The organism is Gordonia sp. PvP123, assembly GCF_040547295.1.
In the GTDB taxonomy this organism is placed as follows: Bacteria; Actinomycetota; Actinomycetes; order Mycobacteriales; family Mycobacteriaceae; genus Gordonia; species Gordonia terrae.
The window spans coordinates 200,677-220,543 of the sequence record NZ_JBEPPN010000006.1; the positions used below are offsets into that span (position 1 = coordinate 200,677).

Annotated in this window: 17 protein-coding genes; 7 read left to right on the forward strand and 10 right to left on the reverse strand. The window is 70.1% G+C overall.

Going from position 1 to position 19,867, the window contains the following annotated elements:
- Positions 1 to 2 precede the first annotated feature (2 nt).
- Both ABIC25_RS13410 and ABIC25_RS13415 read right to left on the reverse strand, forming a co-directional pair.
- The gene (locus ABIC25_RS13410; RefSeq protein ID WP_354561830.1) at positions 3 to 1,574 is read right to left on the reverse strand and encodes an amino acid adenylation domain-containing protein; all 1,572 of its coding nucleotides are present in this window, start codon (positions 1,572 to 1,574) and stop codon (positions 3 to 5) included.
- Positions 1,571 to 2,449 carry a hypothetical protein gene (locus ABIC25_RS13415; RefSeq protein WP_354561831.1) on the reverse strand — a complete coding sequence of 293 codons (879 nt, stop codon included), beginning with the start codon at positions 2,447 to 2,449 and terminating at the stop codon, positions 1,571 to 1,573. The genes ABIC25_RS13410 and ABIC25_RS13415 overlap by 4 nt, the downstream gene beginning before the upstream one ends.
- Positions 2,450 to 2,683: 234 nt before the next feature.
- Between ABIC25_RS13415 and trmB the strand changes: the two genes are divergently transcribed.
- From trmB to ABIC25_RS13430, 3 genes are all read left to right on the forward strand, one after another.
- A complete protein-coding gene (trmB, locus tag ABIC25_RS13420; protein ID WP_354562033.1) occupies positions 2,684 to 3,475 on the forward strand; it encodes a tRNA (guanosine(46)-N7)-methyltransferase TrmB in 792 nt (263 codons plus the stop codon).
- Positions 3,468 to 4,136 carry an NYN domain-containing protein gene (locus tag ABIC25_RS13425; RefSeq protein WP_354561832.1) on the forward strand — a complete coding sequence of 223 codons (669 nt, stop codon included), beginning with the start codon at positions 3,468 to 3,470 and terminating at the stop codon, positions 4,134 to 4,136. The genes trmB and ABIC25_RS13425 overlap by 8 nt, the downstream gene beginning before the upstream one ends.
- Positions 4,137 to 4,359: 223 nt before the next feature.
- Entirely contained in the window at positions 4,360 to 7,605 is a 3,246-nt protein-coding gene (locus ABIC25_RS13430) for an MMPL family transporter (protein ID WP_354561834.1), read from the forward strand.
- A 60-nt stretch (positions 7,606 to 7,665) separates the two neighbouring features.
- Here ABIC25_RS13430 and ABIC25_RS13435 read toward each other — a convergent pair whose 3' ends face one another.
- The 3 genes from ABIC25_RS13435 to ABIC25_RS13445 are packed head-to-tail and all read right to left on the reverse strand — an operon-like array spanning position 7,666 to position 10,906.
- On the reverse strand, positions 7,666 to 8,343 hold the full coding sequence (locus ABIC25_RS13435; RefSeq protein WP_064572022.1) for a response regulator: 678 nt from the start codon (positions 8,341 to 8,343) through the stop codon (positions 7,666 to 7,668).
- Entirely contained in the window at positions 8,340 to 9,575 is a 1,236-nt protein-coding gene (gene macS, locus ABIC25_RS13440; protein ID WP_435529080.1) for a MacS family sensor histidine kinase, read from the reverse strand. The genes ABIC25_RS13435 and macS overlap by 4 nt, the downstream gene beginning before the upstream one ends.
- On the reverse strand, positions 9,572 to 10,906 hold the full coding sequence (locus ABIC25_RS13445; RefSeq protein WP_354561836.1) for an AI-2E family transporter: 1,335 nt from the start codon (positions 10,904 to 10,906) through the stop codon (positions 9,572 to 9,574). The genes macS and ABIC25_RS13445 overlap by 4 nt, the downstream gene beginning before the upstream one ends.
- A 77-nt stretch (positions 10,907 to 10,983) precedes the next feature.
- On the opposite strand from ABIC25_RS13445, the gene ABIC25_RS13450 reads away from it, so the two are divergent.
- Positions 10,984 to 12,252 (forward strand): lysylphosphatidylglycerol synthase transmembrane domain-containing protein, encoded by a 1,269-nt coding sequence (locus ABIC25_RS13450; RefSeq protein WP_248643907.1) that lies wholly within the window; start codon positions 10,984 to 10,986, stop codon positions 12,250 to 12,252.
- Positions 12,253 to 12,258: 6 nt separating this feature from the next.
- Positions 12,259 to 12,723 (forward strand): DUF3054 domain-containing protein, encoded by a 465-nt coding sequence (locus ABIC25_RS13455; protein ID WP_004023770.1) that lies wholly within the window; start codon positions 12,259 to 12,261, stop codon positions 12,721 to 12,723.
- A gap of 23 nt (positions 12,724 to 12,746) precedes the next feature.
- On the opposite strand, the gene ABIC25_RS13460 is transcribed toward ABIC25_RS13455, so the two are convergent.
- Positions 12,747 to 14,384: an NTF2-like N-terminal transpeptidase domain-containing protein gene (locus ABIC25_RS13460; protein ID WP_354561837.1), complete on the reverse strand. Its 1,638-nt coding sequence runs from the start codon at positions 14,382 to 14,384 to the stop codon at positions 12,747 to 12,749.
- 203 nt (positions 14,385 to 14,587) lie between these two features.
- Here ABIC25_RS13460 and ABIC25_RS13465 point away from each other — a divergent pair, with 203 nt between their 5' ends.
- The gene (locus ABIC25_RS13465; RefSeq protein WP_354561839.1) at positions 14,588 to 15,331 is read left to right on the forward strand and encodes a pirin family protein; all 744 of its coding nucleotides are present in this window, start codon (positions 14,588 to 14,590) and stop codon (positions 15,329 to 15,331) included.
- 10 nt (positions 15,332 to 15,341) lie between these two features.
- Here the strand turns inward: ABIC25_RS13465 and ABIC25_RS13470 are convergent, their stop codons facing one another.
- The 3 genes from ABIC25_RS13470 to ABIC25_RS13480 form a co-directional block, all read right to left on the reverse strand.
- Positions 15,342 to 16,265, reverse strand: coding sequence for an NAD-dependent epimerase/dehydratase family protein (locus ABIC25_RS13470; protein ID WP_354561840.1), 924 nt, complete (start codon positions 16,263 to 16,265; stop codon positions 15,342 to 15,344).
- 75 nt (positions 16,266 to 16,340) lie between these two features.
- Positions 16,341 to 17,060 carry a sterol desaturase family protein gene (locus tag ABIC25_RS13475; protein ID WP_137809612.1) on the reverse strand — a complete coding sequence of 240 codons (720 nt, stop codon included), beginning with the start codon at positions 17,058 to 17,060 and terminating at the stop codon, positions 16,341 to 16,343.
- Positions 17,060 to 17,803 (reverse strand): FadR/GntR family transcriptional regulator, encoded by a 744-nt coding sequence (locus ABIC25_RS13480; RefSeq protein ID WP_354561842.1) that lies wholly within the window; start codon positions 17,801 to 17,803, stop codon positions 17,060 to 17,062. The genes ABIC25_RS13475 and ABIC25_RS13480 overlap by 1 nt, the downstream gene beginning before the upstream one ends.
- A 98-nt stretch (positions 17,804 to 17,901) precedes the next feature.
- Here ABIC25_RS13480 and ABIC25_RS13485 point away from each other — a divergent pair, with 98 nt between their 5' ends.
- On the forward strand, positions 17,902 to 18,348 hold the full coding sequence (locus ABIC25_RS13485) for a pyridoxamine 5'-phosphate oxidase family protein (protein WP_354561843.1): 447 nt from the start codon (positions 17,902 to 17,904) through the stop codon (positions 18,346 to 18,348).
- 41 nt (positions 18,349 to 18,389) lie between these two features.
- Here the strand turns inward: ABIC25_RS13485 and ABIC25_RS13490 are convergent, their stop codons facing one another.
- Complete coding sequence (locus tag ABIC25_RS13490; protein ID WP_354561845.1) at positions 18,390 to 19,844, reverse strand: dihydrolipoyl dehydrogenase family protein; 1,455 nt, start codon at positions 19,842 to 19,844, stop codon at positions 18,390 to 18,392.
- Positions 19,845 to 19,867: the final 23 nt, after the last annotated feature.

Below are 19,867 nucleotides of genomic sequence, written 5' to 3' on the forward strand. Positions count from 1 at the left end.
GATCACTGCTTTCCGTCGTCGTGGCCGGCTCGGGCGGCCGTGACCGGTCCGTCGTCCGGCCGTCGGTTCTCTGGGCGCTCGGGAGTTGTGGGGTCCTCGGATTCTCGTCCCGGATCGGATTCTCGTCCCGGATCGTCGCCTCGGGCGGGGGACGCCCACAGCCGTCCCGACTGCGCCGCGAGGTCGCGGCGAACGGACTCGGCTCGCTCGCGCCGGACCCGGGCCGCGCGGACCTCGACCCCGCTGCGCAGCCGACGGATCTCCTCGTCGAGCCGCGCGATCTCCGCCGACACCTCTCGGCTGCGGCGTTCGTGGGCTCGGGCGATCTGCCCGGCGATCCGGGTCTCGGCCGCGGTGACGCGCAGGGCCAGCTGGTGATCGAGCGTCGCCCGCGCCTCGGCGAGGAACTCGGTGGCCCGCGCCGCCCGCTCGGAACGGTTCACCGCGGTCCGCCGGACGCGGATCACCCACGCCGCGACCGCCACGCCCAGGAGCAGGGCGAGCGGCATGCTGATCCACTGCAGCGTCTGGACCGACGCCATCGGTGCCACGACGAGGCGTCCGACACCGAGACCGGTCGACGCGCCGATGACGACGAGCAGCGCGTCTTCGGCGCCCGCGCGTCGCACCCGGGTACTCGGCCGCCCGGTGTCGAGGTCCACCGCGGGCCACGGCTCGTCCGGCGTCGGCTCGGCGTCCAGACCCACCAGCGCGGTCGCCCGCACGGCGTCGACGCGCTCGTCGGCACGCTGACGGATGCGGTCGGCAAGGGCTGCCCACCCGCTGCGGATCCAGGTGTCGTACTCGATGTCGGCGCTCGGAGCTCGGTCGGCGGCGGTGGCCGACAGATCCCGCACCGCGGCCATGAGCTCCGCCGACGACTGGGACCGGACACGGGACAGGCCCGCGCGGACGGCCGCCAATCGATCCGTACGCCCCCGATCGCGGGTGGCGACCAGCCGCCGGCGGGTGGCCAGGAGGCCATCGGCGTCGGCCTGCCCGGACGCCAGGTCGTCGACGTCGGTCCCACCGGACCGGAGAAGATGCTCGACCGCGCCCAAGCCCGCCGCCGTGCGTGCGCGCTCGCCGCGGAGCGCATCCGGCGCAAGGGTCACCTCGCGTACCCACTCCACGAGGGCCTCGACGCCCGACTCGTCCACTGCACCCCCGAGGGCCGCGACCGCGGACACCCCGAACAGCGGCAGCGTCGCGAACGGGTCGAGCGCGGCTCGGTGGGCACGCACGGTCCGCGGCCACTCCCAGAACGCGTCGATCTTGGTGCACACGATCGCGACCGTGCCCACCTGCGCACGCACCTTCTCCACGAGGAGTCGCTCCTCGTCCCCGACCGCCGACGACGGGTCCACGACCACGAGGGCGGCACCGGCCGGGGCCGCATCCCGGGTGGCGCGGGCGACGATGTCGAGATCCGGGGCCAACGCGCGACAGGCCTCGACCAGCGTGCGGACACCGACCCCGTCGGTGCCGACGACCAGCACGCCGGAGCCGGTTCCGACGCGGTCGGCGTCGAACCCGGTCAGCTCGCGTGCGGCATCCAGTGCGGTGTCGGTCATGGTGCGGCACCTGCCCCCGCGAGGAGTCGTTCGGCCCCGGCGCGGTCGAAGCCGGACGCGGCTGCCTCCTCCAGTCGGTTGCGCAGCTCGACTTCGCGCCAGTGCCGGATTCGTGCGACACGCTCCCTGATCGGTCCCGCCAGATCGGGCACCCCGGAGGCGCTCTGCAACGCCCGGCTCAGGTCGGTCGCGGTGGCGGCGACGGGCGCGCCGGACTGGATGAGGGCGAGCGCGGTGTCGATGCCGTAGGCGTCGATCCGGCGCAGCAGTCCCTGCCGCAGGAGCCGTTCGTCCGAGCCCGGGCGCCCGACCAGGAACCGGCCCGCCATGGACGGCATCCCGACACCCGCGGCCGTCATCGTCGTCAGCGCTGCGAACTCACCGTCGTCGAGGTCGGCGCAGGCCAGCAGCTGCGAGACGGGGTACACCGGCGTGCCGAGGGACGTGGCGCACGTCGATGCGACCGCGACCGCGGAGTCCCAGTCGCCGTGGGTGTCGGCCTTGCCGAGCACCACCAGCACGCGATCGGACGGAAGTGAGGAGAACAGTTCGTGGTCGGCCTGCCGGGGCAACCCGGCCAGGACCAGGAGCCACAGATCGGCGTCGGCGGCTTCCTGCGCGTCCTCGCCGGGCCCGATCACGCTGAGCGACAGTCGTTCTCGAAGCGCACGCACCATGGTGTCGCGCCCGGTCCCGGGCCGGCCGACCACCCGGACGTGGAGCGGACGGAGGAACCGTCGGCCCGCGACGGTCAGGATCGGTGCCAGCGGCGAGCTCGGCTCGACGAGGTCGGTGAGACGCCCCTGCTCGGCCGCGAGCGACAATTCGTCCCCGCCGCGCACGTCGCGCCACCCTCGGTTCACCGGTGCCCCCACCGCAGCCTCCTCGTCATCGGCCCCCTGCGCGTCACGCCACCGTCCGCGCGCACCGACGACCTCCGGGCCATCAGTACACGTGAACCGCGGCAGGGCCGAGACTAATCGGGATCCGCGCCGACGGCGGAGCCACCTCCACACCCCCGTCAGGGGCGGATCCGGCCCACGCCCGAGCCGGCCCGGATGCCCGTGACCGCAGCCGCAATCCGCCCGCGACTTCGTGGAAACGGCGCGATGCGCAACCATGGACGCGTGAACAACAGCCCCGACAGGTCCCGGTTGTACCCCCGCGTGACGAGCTTCCGCTTCCGCCGCGGCACGTTGACGACCGGTCAGCAGCGCAACTGGGAGACGCTGTGGCCGGTCCTGGGCCGCGACCTGGAGATCGGGCCCGAGCGGATCCCCGAGCCGCGACTCGACCTGACCGACCTGTTCGGGCGCGACGCCCCGAAGGTCCTCGAGATCGGCAGCGGGACCGGCATCTCGACCGCGGCGATGGCCGAGGCGGAGCCCGACGTCGACGTCCTGGCCGTCGAGGTCTACAAGCCGGGCCTCGCGCAGCTGCTCGGCCTCGTCGACCGCAACGGGCTCACCAACGTGCGCCTGATCCGCGGCGACGCCGCCATCGTCCTCACCGAACTCATCCCGCCGTCGAGCCTCACCGGTGTCCGGCTGTTCTTTCCCGATCCCTGGCCCAAATCGCGTCACCACAAGCGGCGCTTCGTCCAGACCGGCACACTGGAGCTGATCGCCGACCGTCTCATCCCGGGCGGAGTGCTCCACATCGCGACCGATCACGCGGGTTACGCCGAGTGGATCGCGGAGGCGCTCGCCACCCAGGACGCCGATCGTCCGCACGTCGTCCAGCTGACCCGCGAGTCGCCGATCCTGCTGGAACGGCCGACGACGAAGTTCGAGGGACGCGCCGAGCGCGACGGCCGCTACGTCAGCGAGTTCGTGTACACGCGGCCCACCCCGCCGGTCAGCTCGACCGGCGACACCCCGACGGGAGCCCGCCATGAGTGACCACAGCCCGACCGGTTTCGCCGACACCATCGCCGGCCAGACCGGGACGCGCCGCATGCTGTTGGTGTGGGACGCGCCCAACATGGACATGGGTCTCGGTGCACTGCTCGGCGGGCGCCCGACCGCCGCACACCGCCCCCGATTCGACGCTCTCGGCCGGTGGTTGCTGCAACGGACCGCAGATGTGTCCGCTCTCACCGACGGCGGCGCGGTCGAGCCCGAGGCCACCGTCTTCACCAACATCGCCCCTGGTAGCGCCGACGTTGTCCGGCCGTGGGTCGACGCGCTCCGAAATGTCGGTTTCGCCGTCTTCGCCAAGCCGAAGCTGTCCGACGACAGCGACGTCGACTCCGACATGCTCGACCACATCGAACTTCGCAGGCACACTGTGGGACTAGCCGGCGTGATCGTGGCGTCCGCCGACGGCCAGGCATTCCGCGAACCACTCCTCGACGTGGTCGGCGACGGCGTGCCCGTCACCGTCATCGGATTCCGTGAGCACGCCAGCTGGGCACTGAGCACCGAAGAGCTGGAGTTCATCGATCTCGAGGACATCCCCGGTGTGTTCCGCGAGCCGCTGCCACGCATCGGCCTGGACTCCCTGCCCGACGAGGGTGCGTGGCTCACGCCCTTCCGTCCGCTCAGCGCGCTGCTGCGCTGACCTGCGGCGTCGTCGTTCGCGGGTGTCACCGGACGGCTGTCGGCGACCCGTGGTCGGGCGCCGGCGTGGGGATGCCCGCGGGTGATCCGAGGCCGACGCCTCAGGGATCACTCAGGCAACACTGTCAGGATCTTTCGGGAAACTGACAGAATCGCCACCGGCGCTCCGCAACGGCGGGCGACCAGAGTGCCCGACTCGACGTCGTACACGAAAGGACATCAGCGTGTTCCGGTTCATCGGCACATTCGTCTATCGAATGCGCTTCCTCGTCATCGCGGTGATGATCGCGATGATGGCCGGACTCGGACTGTACGGTCTCGATCTCGGCAAGCACCTCAGCCAGAGCGGATGGTTCGACCCGACATCGGAGTCCGACACCGGTGCGCGGTACGCCGACCAGGCGCTGGGACGCGACCACACCTCCGACGTCATCCTGATGATCACGCCGCCCGAGGGCACCCGCGTCGACGACAAGGCCTTCGGGACCAAGGTGGAGACGTTCGTCGAGGACCTGATCGCGACCCATCCCGACATCGTCGGTCGCGCCGATCCGGGCCTGTACGACCCGTTCCTCGTCCAGCCCGCCCAGAGCACGCTGCAGGACCGGCTGTTCACCGAGGACGGCCGACACGCCTTCATCAGCATCGGCGTCGCCGGCAACGACGACACGACGGTCTTGAACAACTACAAGACCATCGAACCGTTCTTCGACGACATTCCCGAACGTTTCGATCTACCCGGTACGACCTTCGAGCTCGCCGGCCTGCAACCGGTCGCCGGTTCCATGGCCGAGGGCATGGACAAGGACATCCATCGGGCCGAGGTGCTCGCGCTACCGCTGGTGGCGATCATGCTGTTCTTCGTGTTCGGCGGCGTCGTCGCCGCCTGTCTCCCGGTCCTCATCGGCGGTCTGACGATCGCCGGCTCGCTGGGCATCATGAAGATCCTGGCGCTCACCACCGAGCTGAACATCTTCGCGCAGTCGGTGGTCACGCTGATCGGCCTCGGCATCGCGATCGACTACGGCCTGTTCATCGTGTCGCGTTTCCGCGAGGAACTCGGTGAGGGGTATTCGACGAAGGCCGCGGTCCGAAGAACCGTGATGACCGCCGGCCAGACGGTGGTCTTCTCCGCGACGATCATCGTCGCCGCCCTGGCGTGTCTGCTGATCATGCCGCAGGGCTTCCTCAAGTCCGTCGCCTACGGCGCGATCGCCTCGGTGTCCCTCGCCGCGATCCTGTCGATCACGGTCCTCCCGGCGATCCTGGGCATCCTCGGGCCCCGCGTGAACATGCTGTCGATCAGCACGATCATGAAGTACACCGCGGTGCCGCTGGCCCGCCGCTTCTCCGGCGACGAACGTGCCGCGGCGATCGAGAGCCGGTTCAGCGGCCGCATGAAGACCAGCCAGGAGGTCGAGAACGGCTTCTGGGGACGCCTCGCGACCTGGGTGATGAAGCACCCGGTCCGGACCGCCGTCCCTACCGTGCTCCTGTTGCTCGCGCTGATCATCCCGTTCGGCAGCATCCAGTTCGGCGGTATCAGCGAGAAGTTCCTGCCGCCGGACAACCCCAACCGTGTCGCGCAGGAGAAGTTCGACGAGTACTTCCCGCAGGAGCGGACCGAGGCCATCAAGCTCGTCATCGTCTACGACGAGTCGAGCCAGGCCGACCAGAACAAGCTCGACGCGATCGCCAAACGCGCCGACGAGGTCCCCGGCTTCACCAACAAGTTCAGCGACGCCGACAAGTCCGACTTCGGCTCCTTCGACGCCGAGCGGTATCCGAACGTGGGCGTGTACCAGGTGTCTGCGGGTCTTCAGGACCGGAACACCGCAGCCAAGGCGATCGAGCAGTTGCGCGCGATCGACACCGAGGGTCTCACCATGTACGTGTCGGGCACCCCGGCACTCACGCAGGACTCGATCGACGCCCTCATGCAGCGACTTCCGTTGATGGCGGTCATGCTCGTCCTGATCACCGGCTTGTTGATGTTCCTGCAGTTCGGCTCGATCGTGCTGCCCATCAAGGCGGCACTCATGACGGCCCTTGGCCTCGGTGCCACGCTCGGTATCCTCACCTGGATCTTCGTCGACGGCCACGGCGCCGAACTGGCCAACTTCACCCCGGGCCCGCTGTTCGCCGCCGTGCTGGTGCTGATCATCGCCATCGTGTTCGGCCTCTCGACCGACTACGAGGTGTTCCTGCTCTCTCGAATGGTCGAGGCCAGACAGAAGGGCGCGAGCACGACCGAGGCGATCCGCAGCGGCACCGCGCACACCGGCGGCATCATCACCGCGGCCGCCGCTATCCTCGTCGTCGTCACCGGCGCGTTCAGCCTGTCCGAGATCGTGATGATGAAGTACATCGCGTTCGGCATGATCGCCGCGCTGATCCTCGACGCCACGGTCATCCGCATGCTGCTCGTGCCGTCCGTGATGAAGTTGCTCGGCGACGACTGCTGGTGGGCACCGCGATGGATGCGAGTGGTCCAGCGCAAGATCGGTCTCGGCGAGACCGTTCTCGACGACGAACCCGACGAGCAGCGCGACGCCGGTGCGGGCGCCCGTCCGATGAGCGCGGGCACCGTGGTGGCCGAGGCCCCGACCTCGGTGATGGCCGCGGCTCGCAGGCAACCGGTCCCGGCGGGCGCCGTCCCCGGCCGGGGTCGGGCACCGGCCGGCACCAGTCGGTCCGCCGCACCGGCCCGGTCCGCTCCGGACCGACCGCTCGGCACCGCCCGCCCCGGACCGGTACCGGGCCCCCAGGGCGCCCCGGTGGGTCCGCCGACGACCACGGGACGCCCGAACCCCGGGCCGACCCCGCCGCGCACCCCGCCGGCTCGTGTCGGACCGTCCCCCGCGCCCACGGCGCCGAGTCCCGAACCGGCCGAACGCCGTCCGGCGACGCCGTATCGCCGCTCCGCGCTGTCGAAGAGCGATCGTCCCGACACCGGCGGCTGGAGTTTGGGCGAGGGCGGAATCCGACTCGGTGACGCCGCACCCAGGTCGACGAACGGCGACCGTCCGACGGTCACTCCCCCGTCGGGCCCGTCACGGGTGCCGGAGACCGGTGGGCGGCCGAACCCGACCCCGCCCCCGGGCCCGGTCCGCCCGAACCCGGAGCCGACCGGACAGCGGTCGCCCCTCGGCCGCCGACCGGCCCTCGACGAGACCGGCCGCCGCCCGCTCGCGGCGTCGGTGAGTCCGGAGACCGCGACCCCCTCGTCGCGTGGGCGTCGCAGCAACGGTCCGTCGCCGATGGAGCGCGGCCTCAGCGCCGACGCCACCCCGGCGGCCGCCTCGCGACCCGACGCAGGCCCCGCCTCGGGCGAACAGGACCGTCCGGCGGACGAGTCCACCCGGCGCCGTCGCCCCCGCACGGACCGGCACGCACGGTCCGACGAGACCGGTGACGACGGTCAGATCAGCGTCCAGGAGCTGCTGAAGCGGAGTCGCTCGCAGAAGTGACCGTTCGGTCGAATAGCGTTGGTACGGAACCGAACAGAGTGACCACGGCCTCGAGGGAGTTCACTCCTCCTCGAGGCCGTGTTCGATGACGTAGCGGGTCAGTTCCACCCGGTTGCCGAGCTGGAGCTTGCGGAGCGTGGCCTGGACGTGGTTCTCGACCGTTCGGTGACTGAGGTCGAGGCGCCGCGCGATCTGCTTGGCGCTCAATCCTTTTGCGACCAGACGCAACACCTCGGTCTCACGCTCGGTGAGCACGGGTGCCGCGGGCGCGGCGTCGGGCTGCTGCGACATGCGTCGGTACTCGCCCAGCACCAGCCCCGCGAGCCCCGGCGTGAAGACCGCCTGGCCGTCGGCGGTGGCGCGCACCGCCTCCACCAACTCTTCCCGGGATGACGACTTCACCAGATAGCCACTGGCCCCGGCCTTCACGGCTTCGAGCACGTCGTCGCGCTCGCCGGAGGCCGACAAGACGAGGATGCGCGTGTGGGGCGAGACCGCGAGGACCGCGGCCGTCGCCTCGGTGCCGGTGCCATCGGGTAGTTGCATGTCCATCAGCACGACGTCGGGCGTGACGGCGGCCGCACGCCGGCCCGCACTGCCCACACCGTCGGCGGTGGCGACGACGTCGAATCCCTCGTCGGCGAGATCACGGGCCACCGCCTCCCGCCAGATCGGATGGTCGTCGACGACCATGATCCGCAGCGGCGCCTGTTCTCCGTCACTCCGGCCTGCACTCATCCCGTTGCTCCCCTCGACCTTCCGCTCTCGTCCCGCGGGACCGTGAACTCCCACTCCGTGCCCGCACCCGTTTCGGTGTCGAGTCGCGCTGTGCCGCCGAGGGATTCGATCCGCCCGACGATCGACTTCGACACCCCGACGCGTCCCTGCGCGACCGCCTCGGCGAGCCTGCCGTCCGGGATGCCGATCCCGTCGTCGCGCACACTCACCACCACATCCGATCCCAGATCCTCCACCAGGATGTACGCACGCGCACCGGGACCGGCGTGATTGACCACGTTGTCGAGTGCGTTGACGACCGCCGCACGGATCTCGGCACCCCGATGCGCCGGGATCATCACCGGGTCGGCGGGAGCACTGACCGACACCCGGCCGTCGCCGAAGACGCGGAGGGCGGCGGCCAGATCGACGCTGCGTTGCGCGTCGGGGTCGCTTGCGACGGGGTCGTCGGTATCCGAGATCAGTCGACGCAGCGCTCGCTCCTGCTCCGCCGCGAGCCTGGCCAGTTCGTCTGTCGGACCGCCGATCTCGCGACCGCGTCGAGCGATCAGCGCCAGGACCTGGAGGACACCGTCGTGAACCTCGCGCGAGAGCCGCTCGCGTTCCTCGGCGGCTGCCGCGATACGCGCGGCCCGCGACAGCTGCTCCTGGACCCGGCGGGCGTTCGCGGCCGCGAGTCCGACCGCCATGCCGGTCGCGACGATGACGATGATCGTGGCGTTGCGCCCGAAGTCGAGGTTGAGTTCGCCCTTGACGAAGGTACTGGTGCCGCCGACGATCAGACCCGCCACGATCCCGCCGACCGGGCCGGTGAGGATCGCGACCGAGATGACGGCGTTGGTGGCCCACAGGGTGGTGGGCCAGGTCTGGTTGTGCCACGCCCAGTCCGCGCCGGCGACATACGACGTCGACAGCATCAGCGCGCAGACGACGACCACCTCGGCGCCGACCCACACCCGGTTGCGCGTGAACCCGACGAAGTAGCCGATGCCGCTGACCAGCGTCCACGCGGACAGGAGACCGAAGAGGACCCAGGCGACGCCGCTGCGGTCGAGGTCGGGGTTGACGGCGATCTGGAAGCCGAGCGCATACAGGTACGACAGCAACCGGAAGATCTGCGCACCCCGCCACAGTGGGCCGACCGGATCGTGGTCGACGACCCGCGCCGGTCGGGCCGGTTCGCGCGTCCGGTCCCGCTCGGTGACCGCACCCGGCAGCGGCCGGCGGGTCACGTCGCGCCGCCCCCGTCGCGGTCGGGTCCCGCCCGGTCCGGCCCGGTCTGCTCGCTCCGGGTGAGACCCGGCTCGGAATCCGCCTGGTCGCCTGGTTCGGCGTCCCGGCGCGAGTCGGTGCTCGACACCTCCTGCGCGAGCGTCTCGGCCGCGGCGTCGGGATCGTCGGTGTCCCAGACCGGCGGATCCGGCTCGGCGACAACCCCCGGGCGTCGGTCGTCGTGGGCGCCGTCGGCCTCGCTCCCCTTCAGACGCCGGATCGCGGTGTTGAAGAACGCGATCAGGGGCACGGCGAGCAGGCCACCGATGATGCCGGCCGACACGAGGCCGGCCGCGATGCCGAGCACCACCGCGACCGGGTGCAACCGCACCGACCGGCCCAGCAGGAACGGCTGCAGCACATGACTTTCGAGTTGCATGACGCCGACGACGATGGCGAGGGCGACGACTGCCGCGATCCAGCCCTGGGTCACCAGGGCCACCAGCACCGCCAGGGTGCCGGTGACCAGGGCGCCGACGATCGGGATGAACGCGCCCAGGAAGACCAGCGACGCCAACGGGAGCGCCAGGGGTACTTGCAGGATCGCGAGTCCGATGCCGATGCCGCAGGCGTCGACGAAGGCCACCGCGACCGTCGCCCGGACATAGCCGACGAGGGTGCCGAACCCGGCGATACCCGCCTCCCACACCCGATTCCGGTTGGCCTGCGGGATCAGCTTGACGGAGAACTGCCAGATCTGGCCCCCGCCGTAGAGGAAGAAGATCAGCAGGAACAACGTCAGAAGTGCACCGGTGATGATCTCGCTCGCCGTGGTGGCCGTGGCCAGCGCGCCGCTGGTGACACGGTCCTGGTTGTGCTGGATGAAGTCGAGGGTGTCGGTGCCGAAGTTGCGCACCTGGTCCCGGTCGAGCCCCAGGGGCCCGTTGATGAGCCATTCCCTGGTCTTCTCGACGGTCACCCGAACCTGCTCGGCGAGTTCGGGGACGCCGTCGATGAACTCGCGGACCACGAACGTCATGACCGCCGCGAGCAACCCGATCGCCAGGACGAGGTTGACGATCACCGCAAGCGACCGCGGCAACCCACGCCGGTCGAGTGCATCGACTCCGGGGACCAGCATGGCCGCGATCAGGATGGCGAGGGCGACCGGGACGAGGACCTCTTCGAACTCCCGGAACACCCTGGTGGCGACGTATCCCGCCGCAACCAGGAGCAGCAACCGCCACGCCCATTCCGCCGCCGCCCGTACCTGGGGGTGCACCTTGGCCCGGTCGATGGACGCAAGGTCGCGGACATCGCGCGGCCGCTCGGCTCGTTCGGCTTCGGTCACGACAGTCACACTAGACAGTGCAGGTGGCCGACGGGGGTCGTCATCGACACCGGGCCCCCTACCCTAGGGTGGCACGTATGTCGTCGGAGGATGTTGGCTCGCCGGGGGGCGCGGCAGCCCCGGCCACCCGTCCTCGGTTCTGGTGGGTGCGTTGGGTCCTGCTCGCCGTCGTCCTCGTCATCCTCGCCGTCGAAGTCGTCCTCATCTGGCCCGAGCTCAAGGGCGCCTGGTTCCGCATCGGCGAGATCCAGTGGCACTGGGTGGCGGCCTGTCTGGTCGCCGCGATGCTGTCGATGGACAGCTTCGCGCAGGTCCAGCGCGCCCTCTTGCGGTCCGCGGGCCTGCGCGTCACGCAGTGGAAGTCACTGTCGGTCATCCTGGCGGCCAACTCGCTGAGCCAGACGATGCCGGGCGGCCAGGTGCTCGCCCCGGCGTTCACCTACCGCGAGACCCGCAAGTGGGGTGCGACGCCGGTCATCGCGTCGTGGCAGGTCGTGATGTCGGGCCTGCTCGCCGGTATCGGTCTCGCCGTCCTCGGATTCGGCGGCGCCCTGCTGGCCGGCGCGAAGACCAGCCCGTTCTCGGTCGTCTTCTCCGTCGCCGGGTTCCTCGCGGTCGCGGTGGTGCTGCAGTATCTGGCCAGCCACCCGGAGTCGTTGAAGAGCACCGGGATTCGTGTCCTCGGCTGGGTGAATCAGCTCCGCAACAAGCCGGAGGACCACGGGACCGAGCGCCTCTTCGAGACCCTCGAACAGCTCCGGGCGGTGCAACTCACCAAGCGCGACACCTCGGTGGCCTTCGGCTGGAGCCTGTTCAACTGGGTCGCCGATGTGGCCTGCCTGATGTTCGCCTGCTGGGCGGTCGACGCGCACCCGAGCATCTCGGGCCTGATGGTCGCCTACGCGGCGGGCAAGGCCGTCGGTTCGGCGATCCCCCTGCTGCCGGGCGGTATCGGTGTCGTCGACGCGGTGCTGGTGCCCGCACTCACCAGCGCCGGGATGCCCGCGGCCGACGCGATCACCGCGGTCCTCATCTACCGTCTGATCAGCTACGTCATCGTCTCGGCGATCGGCTGGGTGGTCATCGGCCTGATGTTCCGCAACCGCATCAAGCGCGACGACACGTTCATCGACGAGGTGGAGCGCGACGCCGAGGTTCTCGAACGCGCGGCCGACGAGCCGTCGCCGACGATGCCCGACGGCCCCACCCGGCCCGACCCCCCGCCTCCCGACGGCATCGGCCCCGACACCTCGGGCAGGTCGCCCGCCGACGAGCCCGACGGCCGGTTTCCCGGGGACTCCGGCCGAACGTCCGACACCGATCCGCCGTCGGACCCGGTACGGTAGTCCACCATGCTGAGCTCGAAGACGGATCGGGGCTCCGACACGGCGGAGACGGGGACCTCGCCTGCGCGCGGAACGGCGACGGCTCCCGTCGCAGCCCTGTTCGACGCCGTGGCGATCGCGGTCTTCGTCCTGATCGGCCGGGCCAGCCACGAAGAGGGGTATGTGCTGACCTCGGTGCTCCACACGCTGTGGCCGTTCCTGGCCGGCTGCGCGGCCGGTTGGTCGATCACCTACGTGTATGCGCACGTGCGGTCGAGCGATTTCTTCGGGCACGACTACCGTCCGGACCGGGTCGTCCCGGTCGGCCTCGTCGTCTGGTTCTGCACGGTGACCGTCGCGATGATCCTGCGGTTCATCCTCAGCCAGGGGGTGGCGGTCAGTTTCGTGATCGTCGCGGCCGTGGTGCTCGCCGCCTTCCTGCTCGGCTGGCGAGCCGTCTTCGCCGTGCTGGGTCGGCGCGCCGCCGCCTGACCGACCCCTGACCTGGCGGGGAGCTACTTGATCGTGAAGTACTTCTGCGCGACCTGGAGCGCGGCGGTCCCCGACTTCGGTCCCTCGGTGTAGATCACGACGACCTGGCCGCCCTGCAGACCCACGAACCATCCCGGCCCCTCCGGACCGTTGGTGCCCACCAGGGCGCGCAGTCCCGGGGCCCGGGTCAGGTCACTGGCATCACCGGTGGCGGCCGTCGAGGTCATCGCCTGGAGAACCGGCCGGACGACGGCCGGGTCGAGGCCGCCGAGGTCGCCTCCGGAGACCTTCGTGGGCACGTTCTTCAGTACGAACGGCGGTACCGAGGACGTCTGGCCGGCGGCGCTGCGCGCCATGGCGACACCGAAGGCGGCCATGTTCGTCATCGACATCATGCTCTGACCGGGCCGGAAGTCGATGGTCGCGATACCGGGACGATCCGGGGTGGGAACGCTTGCGCCCGGCACCGTGAACTGGACGCCGAGTCCGAGCCGATCGAGGAGTTCGTCGCCGCGCTCGTGCTGCGGCCCCGCAGCTCGCCCGATCGCGTCGAAGACCGGGTTGAGCGTCGTACCGACCGGATAAGGGCGGTCGATGTCGACACCGTTGTCGATCGCGTACGAGTTCTGCGCCATCCCGAGGATCGCGCCGGTCTGCGCGTCGAGGGTCAGGATGGTCGCCGGCTGGCCCACCTCGACGGCCGCATCGCCCAGGGTCAGCTGGATGCCCTGATCGACGGTCGTCGGCACGTCCGGCCCGGGCGGCCCCTGCTCGCCCGCCAGTTTGCGGGGTGCCGCCCCCGGACCCAGCATCTCGACCTGCCACCCGGCGGTGGCATCGCGGATGGCCTGCCAGTAGTTGGTCAGTCCGTCCTCGAGGGGCGAGGAGAGCCGCCGGTCGGCCATCACGAGCTGGTCGGACCGATTGACCGTGACGCCGGGTACGCGCCGCGGGTCACCCGCGAGGACCTCCATGTCGGAGTCACGCAGTCCGACCGCGGTGATCGCCTTGCCGGGGGTCGCGTCGAGCTTCTCGCGGATCACCTGCCCGGTGATCATCGGGGCGATGGGTGCGATCACCCCGGCCAGCGCCCGCACCGAGGCGTTCAGATCGGCGGTGCGGGTGGGGTCGAGGACGATCTCGTTGACCGGCTGGGCGTACATGAAGACCTTGCCGGAACGGCTACGCACGGTCGGCGCCGGCTTCGCATCGGTGCGGATCTCGCGGAGGGTGCCACCGGCGGTGAGACCGGCATGCAGGATCGCGGGGTCCCAGGTGACCTTCCAGCCCGATGAGAGTTTGCGCGCGGTGCCGCCGCTGGTCGACTCGTACTCGCGGCCCTTGTCCCAGTTCCAGGTGGTGGTGACCGAGAACGTGGCCGTCCCGTCGCTGTATTCGACGGGGTTCTCGACGTCGACGTCGACCCGCTGCGCGGACATCTGTTTCAAAGTGGTGGTGAGACTGTCACCGGCCTGTCCCGGCGCGGTGGTGAACGTCGCGGCCCCGCCGGCGTCCTGACGGCTCAGTGCGGCGGCGAATGCATCGATGGCGGCAGCGGCACCCGTGTCCGACGAACCGGCGAATCCACAGGAACTCACCATGACCGCGCACGTGACCGCGGCGCAAGCGGCTGACGTCGCGCGCTTGACCCAGATCTTCATGACACCAATTTTCACTCGTGTAACACTCGAAATCGACGCCGCGAGCTTCCATTCGGGGATCAAGCCGGTCACGAACTCATCTCGTCGCCGGGACCTTTGACACTTCGCGAACGTGCGAGATCGTCGTCCGGCTTCGGCATCGACACCGCCGGACCCGGTCGTCCCCGACCGTCCTCAGCTTGCCGGACTGCGACAATGAATACATGGTTTTCACCGTGTTCCGCAGTGACGATCGTGCCGTCACCGCCACCGACTGGCTGACCTCGCGGCACTGCTTCTCGTTCGGCGACAACTACGACCCGTCGAACACCCATTTCGGCGCATTGCTGGCGGTCAACGACGAGGTCGTCGCGCCGGGCGCTGGCTTCGACCTGCACTCCCATCAGGAGAGCGAGATCGTGACCTGGGTGGTCTCGGGGACGCTGGTCCACCGCGACTCTGCGGGGCACTCCGGGGTCCTCTACCCCGGCCTGGTCCAACGGATGAGCGCGGGTACCGGGGTGGAGCACTCCGAGCGCAACGACGCCTGGCCCGATCTCGCCGGTTCCGGCAGCGAGCCCGTCCGGTACGTCCAGATGTGGTTGATGCCCGACCGCCACGGCCTCGCTCCCTCGTATGAGCAGGCCGACGTCCGCGAGCGTCTCGCCGCCGGTGGTCTCGTACCGATCGCGTCCGGCGACCCGGGCCGCAACCCGGCGATCTCCGTCGCCAACTCGGGCGCCACCCTGTACGCGGCTCGACTCCGGTCGGGCGAGACCGTCGAGGTACCCGGTTGCCGGTTCACCCATCTGTTCGTCGTGGACGGACAGGTCGGCACCGACGAGATCGGTGTACTCGGTCCGGGTGACGCCGTGCGGGGCGCCGACGCGGAGCCGTTCTCGATCACCGCCGACACCGACGCCGAGGTGCTGGTGTGGTCCATGGCTGCCGGGCTGGGCGGTGGCTAGCGCCGGCTGATCAGCTCGACCCGCCGCCGAGCCGGCGCGCCATCTGCGCGTACCCCTCCCACACCGAGTGATAGTGCGGCTGCCATCCACCGGCCGACCGAAACCGCTTGTTGGACACCCGGAGCGATCGGGTCAGCGACGTGGTGCGCTCGCCGAGCAGCAGTGCAGCACGACCGGGTCCGGTCACCACGGGATGCCTGCCGACCGCGCCGGCCAGGGCAGCCGTGTGGTTCCGCTTGGTGACCGGTAGATCGTCGACGATGTTGTAGGTGCCGGAATCGACGTGGAGCGCAGACACCACGGCTGCGGCCGCATCGGCGAGATGGATCGAGGAGATGTAGGCATCGGGACGGCCCGCCCGGAAGCCGACCCGACGCCGCGCGAGCGACATCAGTTGTTCGCTGTGAGCGGCGCCGGCACCGTAGAACAGTCCGAACCGGAGCACGACGCCGGAGCCACCGGAATCGGTGAAGCGATGGGCCGACGCCTCGGCGGCATGATTGCCGGTCGCGATCGGATAGTGATCGACGGGCGATTCCTCGTCGATCCAACGGTCCCCGGAACCGGTGTACACCATGACAACCGACTCCTGCAGCACTCGCGGCACGCCGGCGGCGATGGCCGCATCGACCACCGCTGCCGATCCCTCCCGTCGGATGCGGTGGCAGTCCGTCCAGGCCGACAGCCGGACGAACGACGCCGTACCCGGGAGCGCCGAAGCGAGATTGACCACCGCGGCGCAGTGGTCGAAGCTCTCGGCGAGGCCGTCACGATCGAACAACGACACCCGAACCGGGGTGGCGCCGTGAGCACGCAATGCGGACGCGGCGGCATCCGTTCGCGCGAGGGCGCGCACGTCGTGTCCGGCGGCGATCATTGCGGGCACCGCGTATCCCCCGATGGCCCCCGTACCGCCGGTCACGAATACCCGCATGCGCGAAAGTCTCCCGAATCAGGTTGCGCTTTGTCCCGGTTACCGGGACAAAGCGCAACCTGACGGAGTTCCCGGTCAGTCCCCCGACTGCGTCAGCGCATGTAGATCTTTTGCGGTGGGGGACTTCTCGACCGTCTCGGGGTCGGGATAGGTGTGCAACAACCGGTCCGCGGTGCCTGCCGTGGTGACCGCGAACCAGTAGTGTTCGTTGCGGTAGTGGTGGAAGCGATGATTCCGCCACAGCCGGCGATAGTAGGCGTGGCGCGGCCGGTAGTCGGAGTGGATCAGATAGTGCGTCCATTCATAGACCAGTCCGATCGCCGCGAGCGTCACCATGAACGTGAGACCCCGTTCTGCACTGGCGAATACGACGAGCCCCACCGCGACGGCCGCGAGGACGACCGTGACCAGCACCTGCCACGGAATGAACACCAGCGGGATGTTCCGAGGGTTCGCGTGATGTTCCCGATGCTTCCGCGCGACCAGGGGATCGATGGTGATGGGACCCCACCGCTTCGGCCGCCAGTGCAACACGAAGACGTGGATCAGCCATTCCGCCAGCGGGAAGGTCGCGATCATCACGACGGGGACCAGTAGGTCGGCAATACCCCAGCCGCTCAACCACAACCGCGCCGCGAGCGAGGTCAGGAAGAAAGCGGCGATCATCCAGGGCGATGGGTGTCGCAGGAACTCGGCGAATGCGCCGCGCAGGGTCGTCGATTTGCGGGACCGCATGCGTCGTTCTTCGGCGGCGACTTGCCTGCGGGCGGTGGCGTCGATGTCGTCGGCAGACATCAGCTCTCCTCTCCGGGAACGGATTCGGTGTCTTCGAGCGCCCGGCAGAGGTCGAGTAGGGACGCCGTCGCGGGAGCGAGCAGTTCACGAGCGGCGGTCGCCGCGCGTTCGGGATCGTGTGTACCGACCGCATCGACGACCGCTCGATAGCCCTCGATGTTCCCCACCTCCGGCTCCAGCATCGATGCGAGCGCGGGAACCGCAGGCTCGTACGCGGCGCGGAGCGAGTTGTACATGAGACGGAAGGCGATGGAGTCGGCCGCGTCGACGACCGTGCTCCAGAATTCGAGTGCGACGACCTGTTGGGCGACCGGGTCCGGTTCGACGGCGAGGTCGGCGAGCACCGACGACAGCCTCTCGATGTGGTCGCTTGTCGCCCGCTTCGCGGCGAGACCCGCGACGTCCGGCCCCACCGCCGCGCGCGCCTCGACGATCGAGCGCGCAACGCTCGGCACAAGCGCACCGCCCCGGATGAGCAAGCGCGGCAACAGATCGAGACCGCCCGTGCGTGCGATGTCCTGGACCCGTGCGCCATCGCCCTGGCGGATGGAGACCAGGCCTGCGGCTGCCACCCGCTTCAACGCTTCCCGCACGGTGGGCCGCGACACACCGAGGATGCGCGCCAACTCGCGTTCGCTGGGCAGAGCCTCACCCGCCGGCAGATCACCGGACAGGACACCTTCGACGATCTGGTCGAAGACGATCTCGGGGGCGCTCTGCTGGGACACGGGCTCGAACGGCATGCGCCGACCGTAAACCGCCGCAGGCCTGGTGGTCAAGTGGTCAGACCAATGCTCTGGCGGTCATGGAATGATCGGCCGCCGCGCGGGTTGTACCGACCATGAGCGACACCACTGCGATCTCCTCGGACACCCTCGGCACCGACGACCTCGAGTTCCTGGCCCGCCCCCTCCTCGGCTTCTTCTCGACGGCCACCGGCCCGACTCCCCCGCAGCCCCGCCCCGTCTGGTTCGAGGCGACGCCAGAGGGTGAGGTCCAGCTCTTCACCGGCCCCGATTCGCTCAAGGTCCGCCGACTCGCCTCCGACCCGCGCGCCTCGATCGTGGTCGCCACACCGGCCGACGAGCGCGAACGCTGGATCGCCATAGCCGGTCCGGCGCGGGTCGAGACCGACGGCGACGCCGCACGCGACCTCGCGACCCGACTCGCCGACCGCTACTGGGACCTCGACGACCCCACCCGCGCCCAGGATCTCGCCGAGATCCTCGCCGATGACTGGGTGCGGATCGTCATCCGGCCGGACAAGATCCGGCGACTGAGCTTCTGACCCGCGGATCGGGCCCCGGCCTCAGCCCACCGGGCCGCGGTTCATCGCAGCTGATCGAGCAGCCGCAGCCACACCTCACTGATCGTCGGATACGACGGGACCGCGTGCCACAGCCGCGACAGCGGGACCTCACCGACGATCGCCACGGTCGCCGAATGCACGAGTTCCGCTGTCTGCGGCCCCACGAACGTCGCCCCCACGAGGACGTCGCGGCTCGCGTCGACGACGAGACGGGCGTGGCCCGAGTACTCCGGATCGGTCAGATACGACCCCGCGACCGAGATGTCCCCGTCGGCGATCCGCACGTCGACCCCGGCGTCCTTCGCCTGTCTCTCGGTCAGGCCGACCGCTGCGATCTCCGGCCGGGTGAACACCACCTGCGGAACCGCGCCATGGTCCGAGGCCGCGGCGAACCGTGGGCCGTCGAGGCCGCGGCCCTCCGCGCGCGCGGCGATCACGTCGCCGGCCACCCGCGCCTGGTACTTGCCCATGTGCGTCAACGCATTACGGCCGTTCACATCTCCCACCGCGTAGAGCCACGGATGGTCCGCCACCGTCAGGTGGTCGTCGACGCGGAGCGGGCCGCCCGCCTCGAGACCCACCGACTCGAGACCCAGATCCCGCGTCGCGGGCGAGCGTCCCGCGGCCACCAGGATCTCGTCGACGACGATCCTGCCGGCCCCGTCCCCGGCCAGGTGGACGGTCGCGGGCCCGCCGTGGATGCGTCCGTAGCCCGTGTCGGCGACGTCGGGCCGATCGACGGACTCGATCGTCGTGCCGAACCGGATGTCGACGCCGCGACGGGTGAACGACTCCGCGATCAGCTGCGGGACGAACGACTCCATCTTGGGCAGTAGCCGGTCGCCCCGGATGGCCATCACGACCTCACGCACCCCGAGATCGAGCAACCAGGTCACCGCCTCGCAGGCCACCACGCCGCCGCCGAGGACCAGGACGCGATCCGGTACGTCGACGAGATTCGTCGCGTCGCGGGACGTCCAGGGGAGCGCGTCCGCCAGACCCGGCGTCGGCGGGATCGACGCCGTGCTGCCGGTTGCGACGACCACTGCCTCGCGCGCCGTCAACACCGTGTCACCGACGGTCACCTGGCGCTCCCCCGTGATCCGCCCGTGTCCGCGGATCACGTCGATCCCCGCACCTTCTGCCCACCGCACCTGACCGGCGTCGTCGTGCGTGGCACCGGGTCCCTCGCGGCGCCCGGTCACGGTGTCGCGCCACCCGAGAACGCCGGCGGCGTCGGGCAGTTCCCCGCTCACACGTTCACGCGCGCCCGCCAGGGCACGAGCCTCCTCGAGCGCCGACCCCGGACCCAGCAGCGCCTTGCTCGGCATACACGCCCAGTACGAGCACTCACCGCCCATGAGTTCGTGCTCGATGACGGCAGCGGTTCGATCACTGCCCCGGATCGCGTAGTCGGCGACGTTCTCGCCCACCGGACCGCCACCGATCACGACGACGTCGAAGGTTGACTCCATGGGTTCAGCGTAGGCGGATTCGT

What these genes read in the sequence shown, in the direction of transcription:
- ABIC25_RS13410 (WP_354561830.1), bottom strand. Translation starts at nt 1,574, where the DNA reads ATGACCGACACCGCACTGGATGCCGCACGCGAGCTGACCGGGTTCGAC.
- trmB (WP_354562033.1), top strand. Translation starts at nt 2,684, where the DNA reads ATGCGCAACCATGGACGCGTGAACAACAGCCCCGACAGGTCCCGGTTG.
- ABIC25_RS13425 (WP_354561832.1), top strand. Translation starts at nt 3,468, where the DNA reads ATGAGTGACCACAGCCCGACCGGTTTCGCCGACACCATCGCCGGCCAG.
- ABIC25_RS13435 (WP_064572022.1), bottom strand. Translation starts at nt 8,343, where the DNA reads ATGAGTGCAGGCCGGAGTGACGGAGAACAGGCGCCGCTGCGGATCATG.
- ABIC25_RS13450 (WP_248643907.1), top strand. Translation starts at nt 10,984, where the DNA reads ATGTCGTCGGAGGATGTTGGCTCGCCGGGGGGCGCGGCAGCCCCGGCC.
- ABIC25_RS13455 (WP_004023770.1), top strand. Translation starts at nt 12,259, where the DNA reads ATGCTGAGCTCGAAGACGGATCGGGGCTCCGACACGGCGGAGACGGGG.
- ABIC25_RS13460 (WP_354561837.1), bottom strand. Translation starts at nt 14,384, where the DNA reads ATGAAGATCTGGGTCAAGCGCGCGACGTCAGCCGCTTGCGCCGCGGTC.
- ABIC25_RS13465 (WP_354561839.1), top strand. Translation starts at nt 14,588, where the DNA reads ATGGTTTTCACCGTGTTCCGCAGTGACGATCGTGCCGTCACCGCCACC.
- ABIC25_RS13470 (WP_354561840.1), bottom strand. Translation starts at nt 16,265, where the DNA reads ATGCGGGTATTCGTGACCGGCGGTACGGGGGCCATCGGGGGATACGCG.
- ABIC25_RS13475 (WP_137809612.1), bottom strand. Translation starts at nt 17,060, where the DNA reads ATGTCTGCCGACGACATCGACGCCACCGCCCGCAGGCAAGTCGCCGCC.
- ABIC25_RS13480 (WP_354561842.1), bottom strand. Translation starts at nt 17,803, where the DNA reads ATGCCGTTCGAGCCCGTGTCCCAGCAGAGCGCCCCCGAGATCGTCTTC.
- ABIC25_RS13485 (WP_354561843.1), top strand. Translation starts at nt 17,902, where the DNA reads ATGAGCGACACCACTGCGATCTCCTCGGACACCCTCGGCACCGACGAC.
- ABIC25_RS13490 (WP_354561845.1), bottom strand. Translation starts at nt 19,844, where the DNA reads ATGGAGTCAACCTTCGACGTCGTCGTGATCGGTGGCGGTCCGGTGGGC.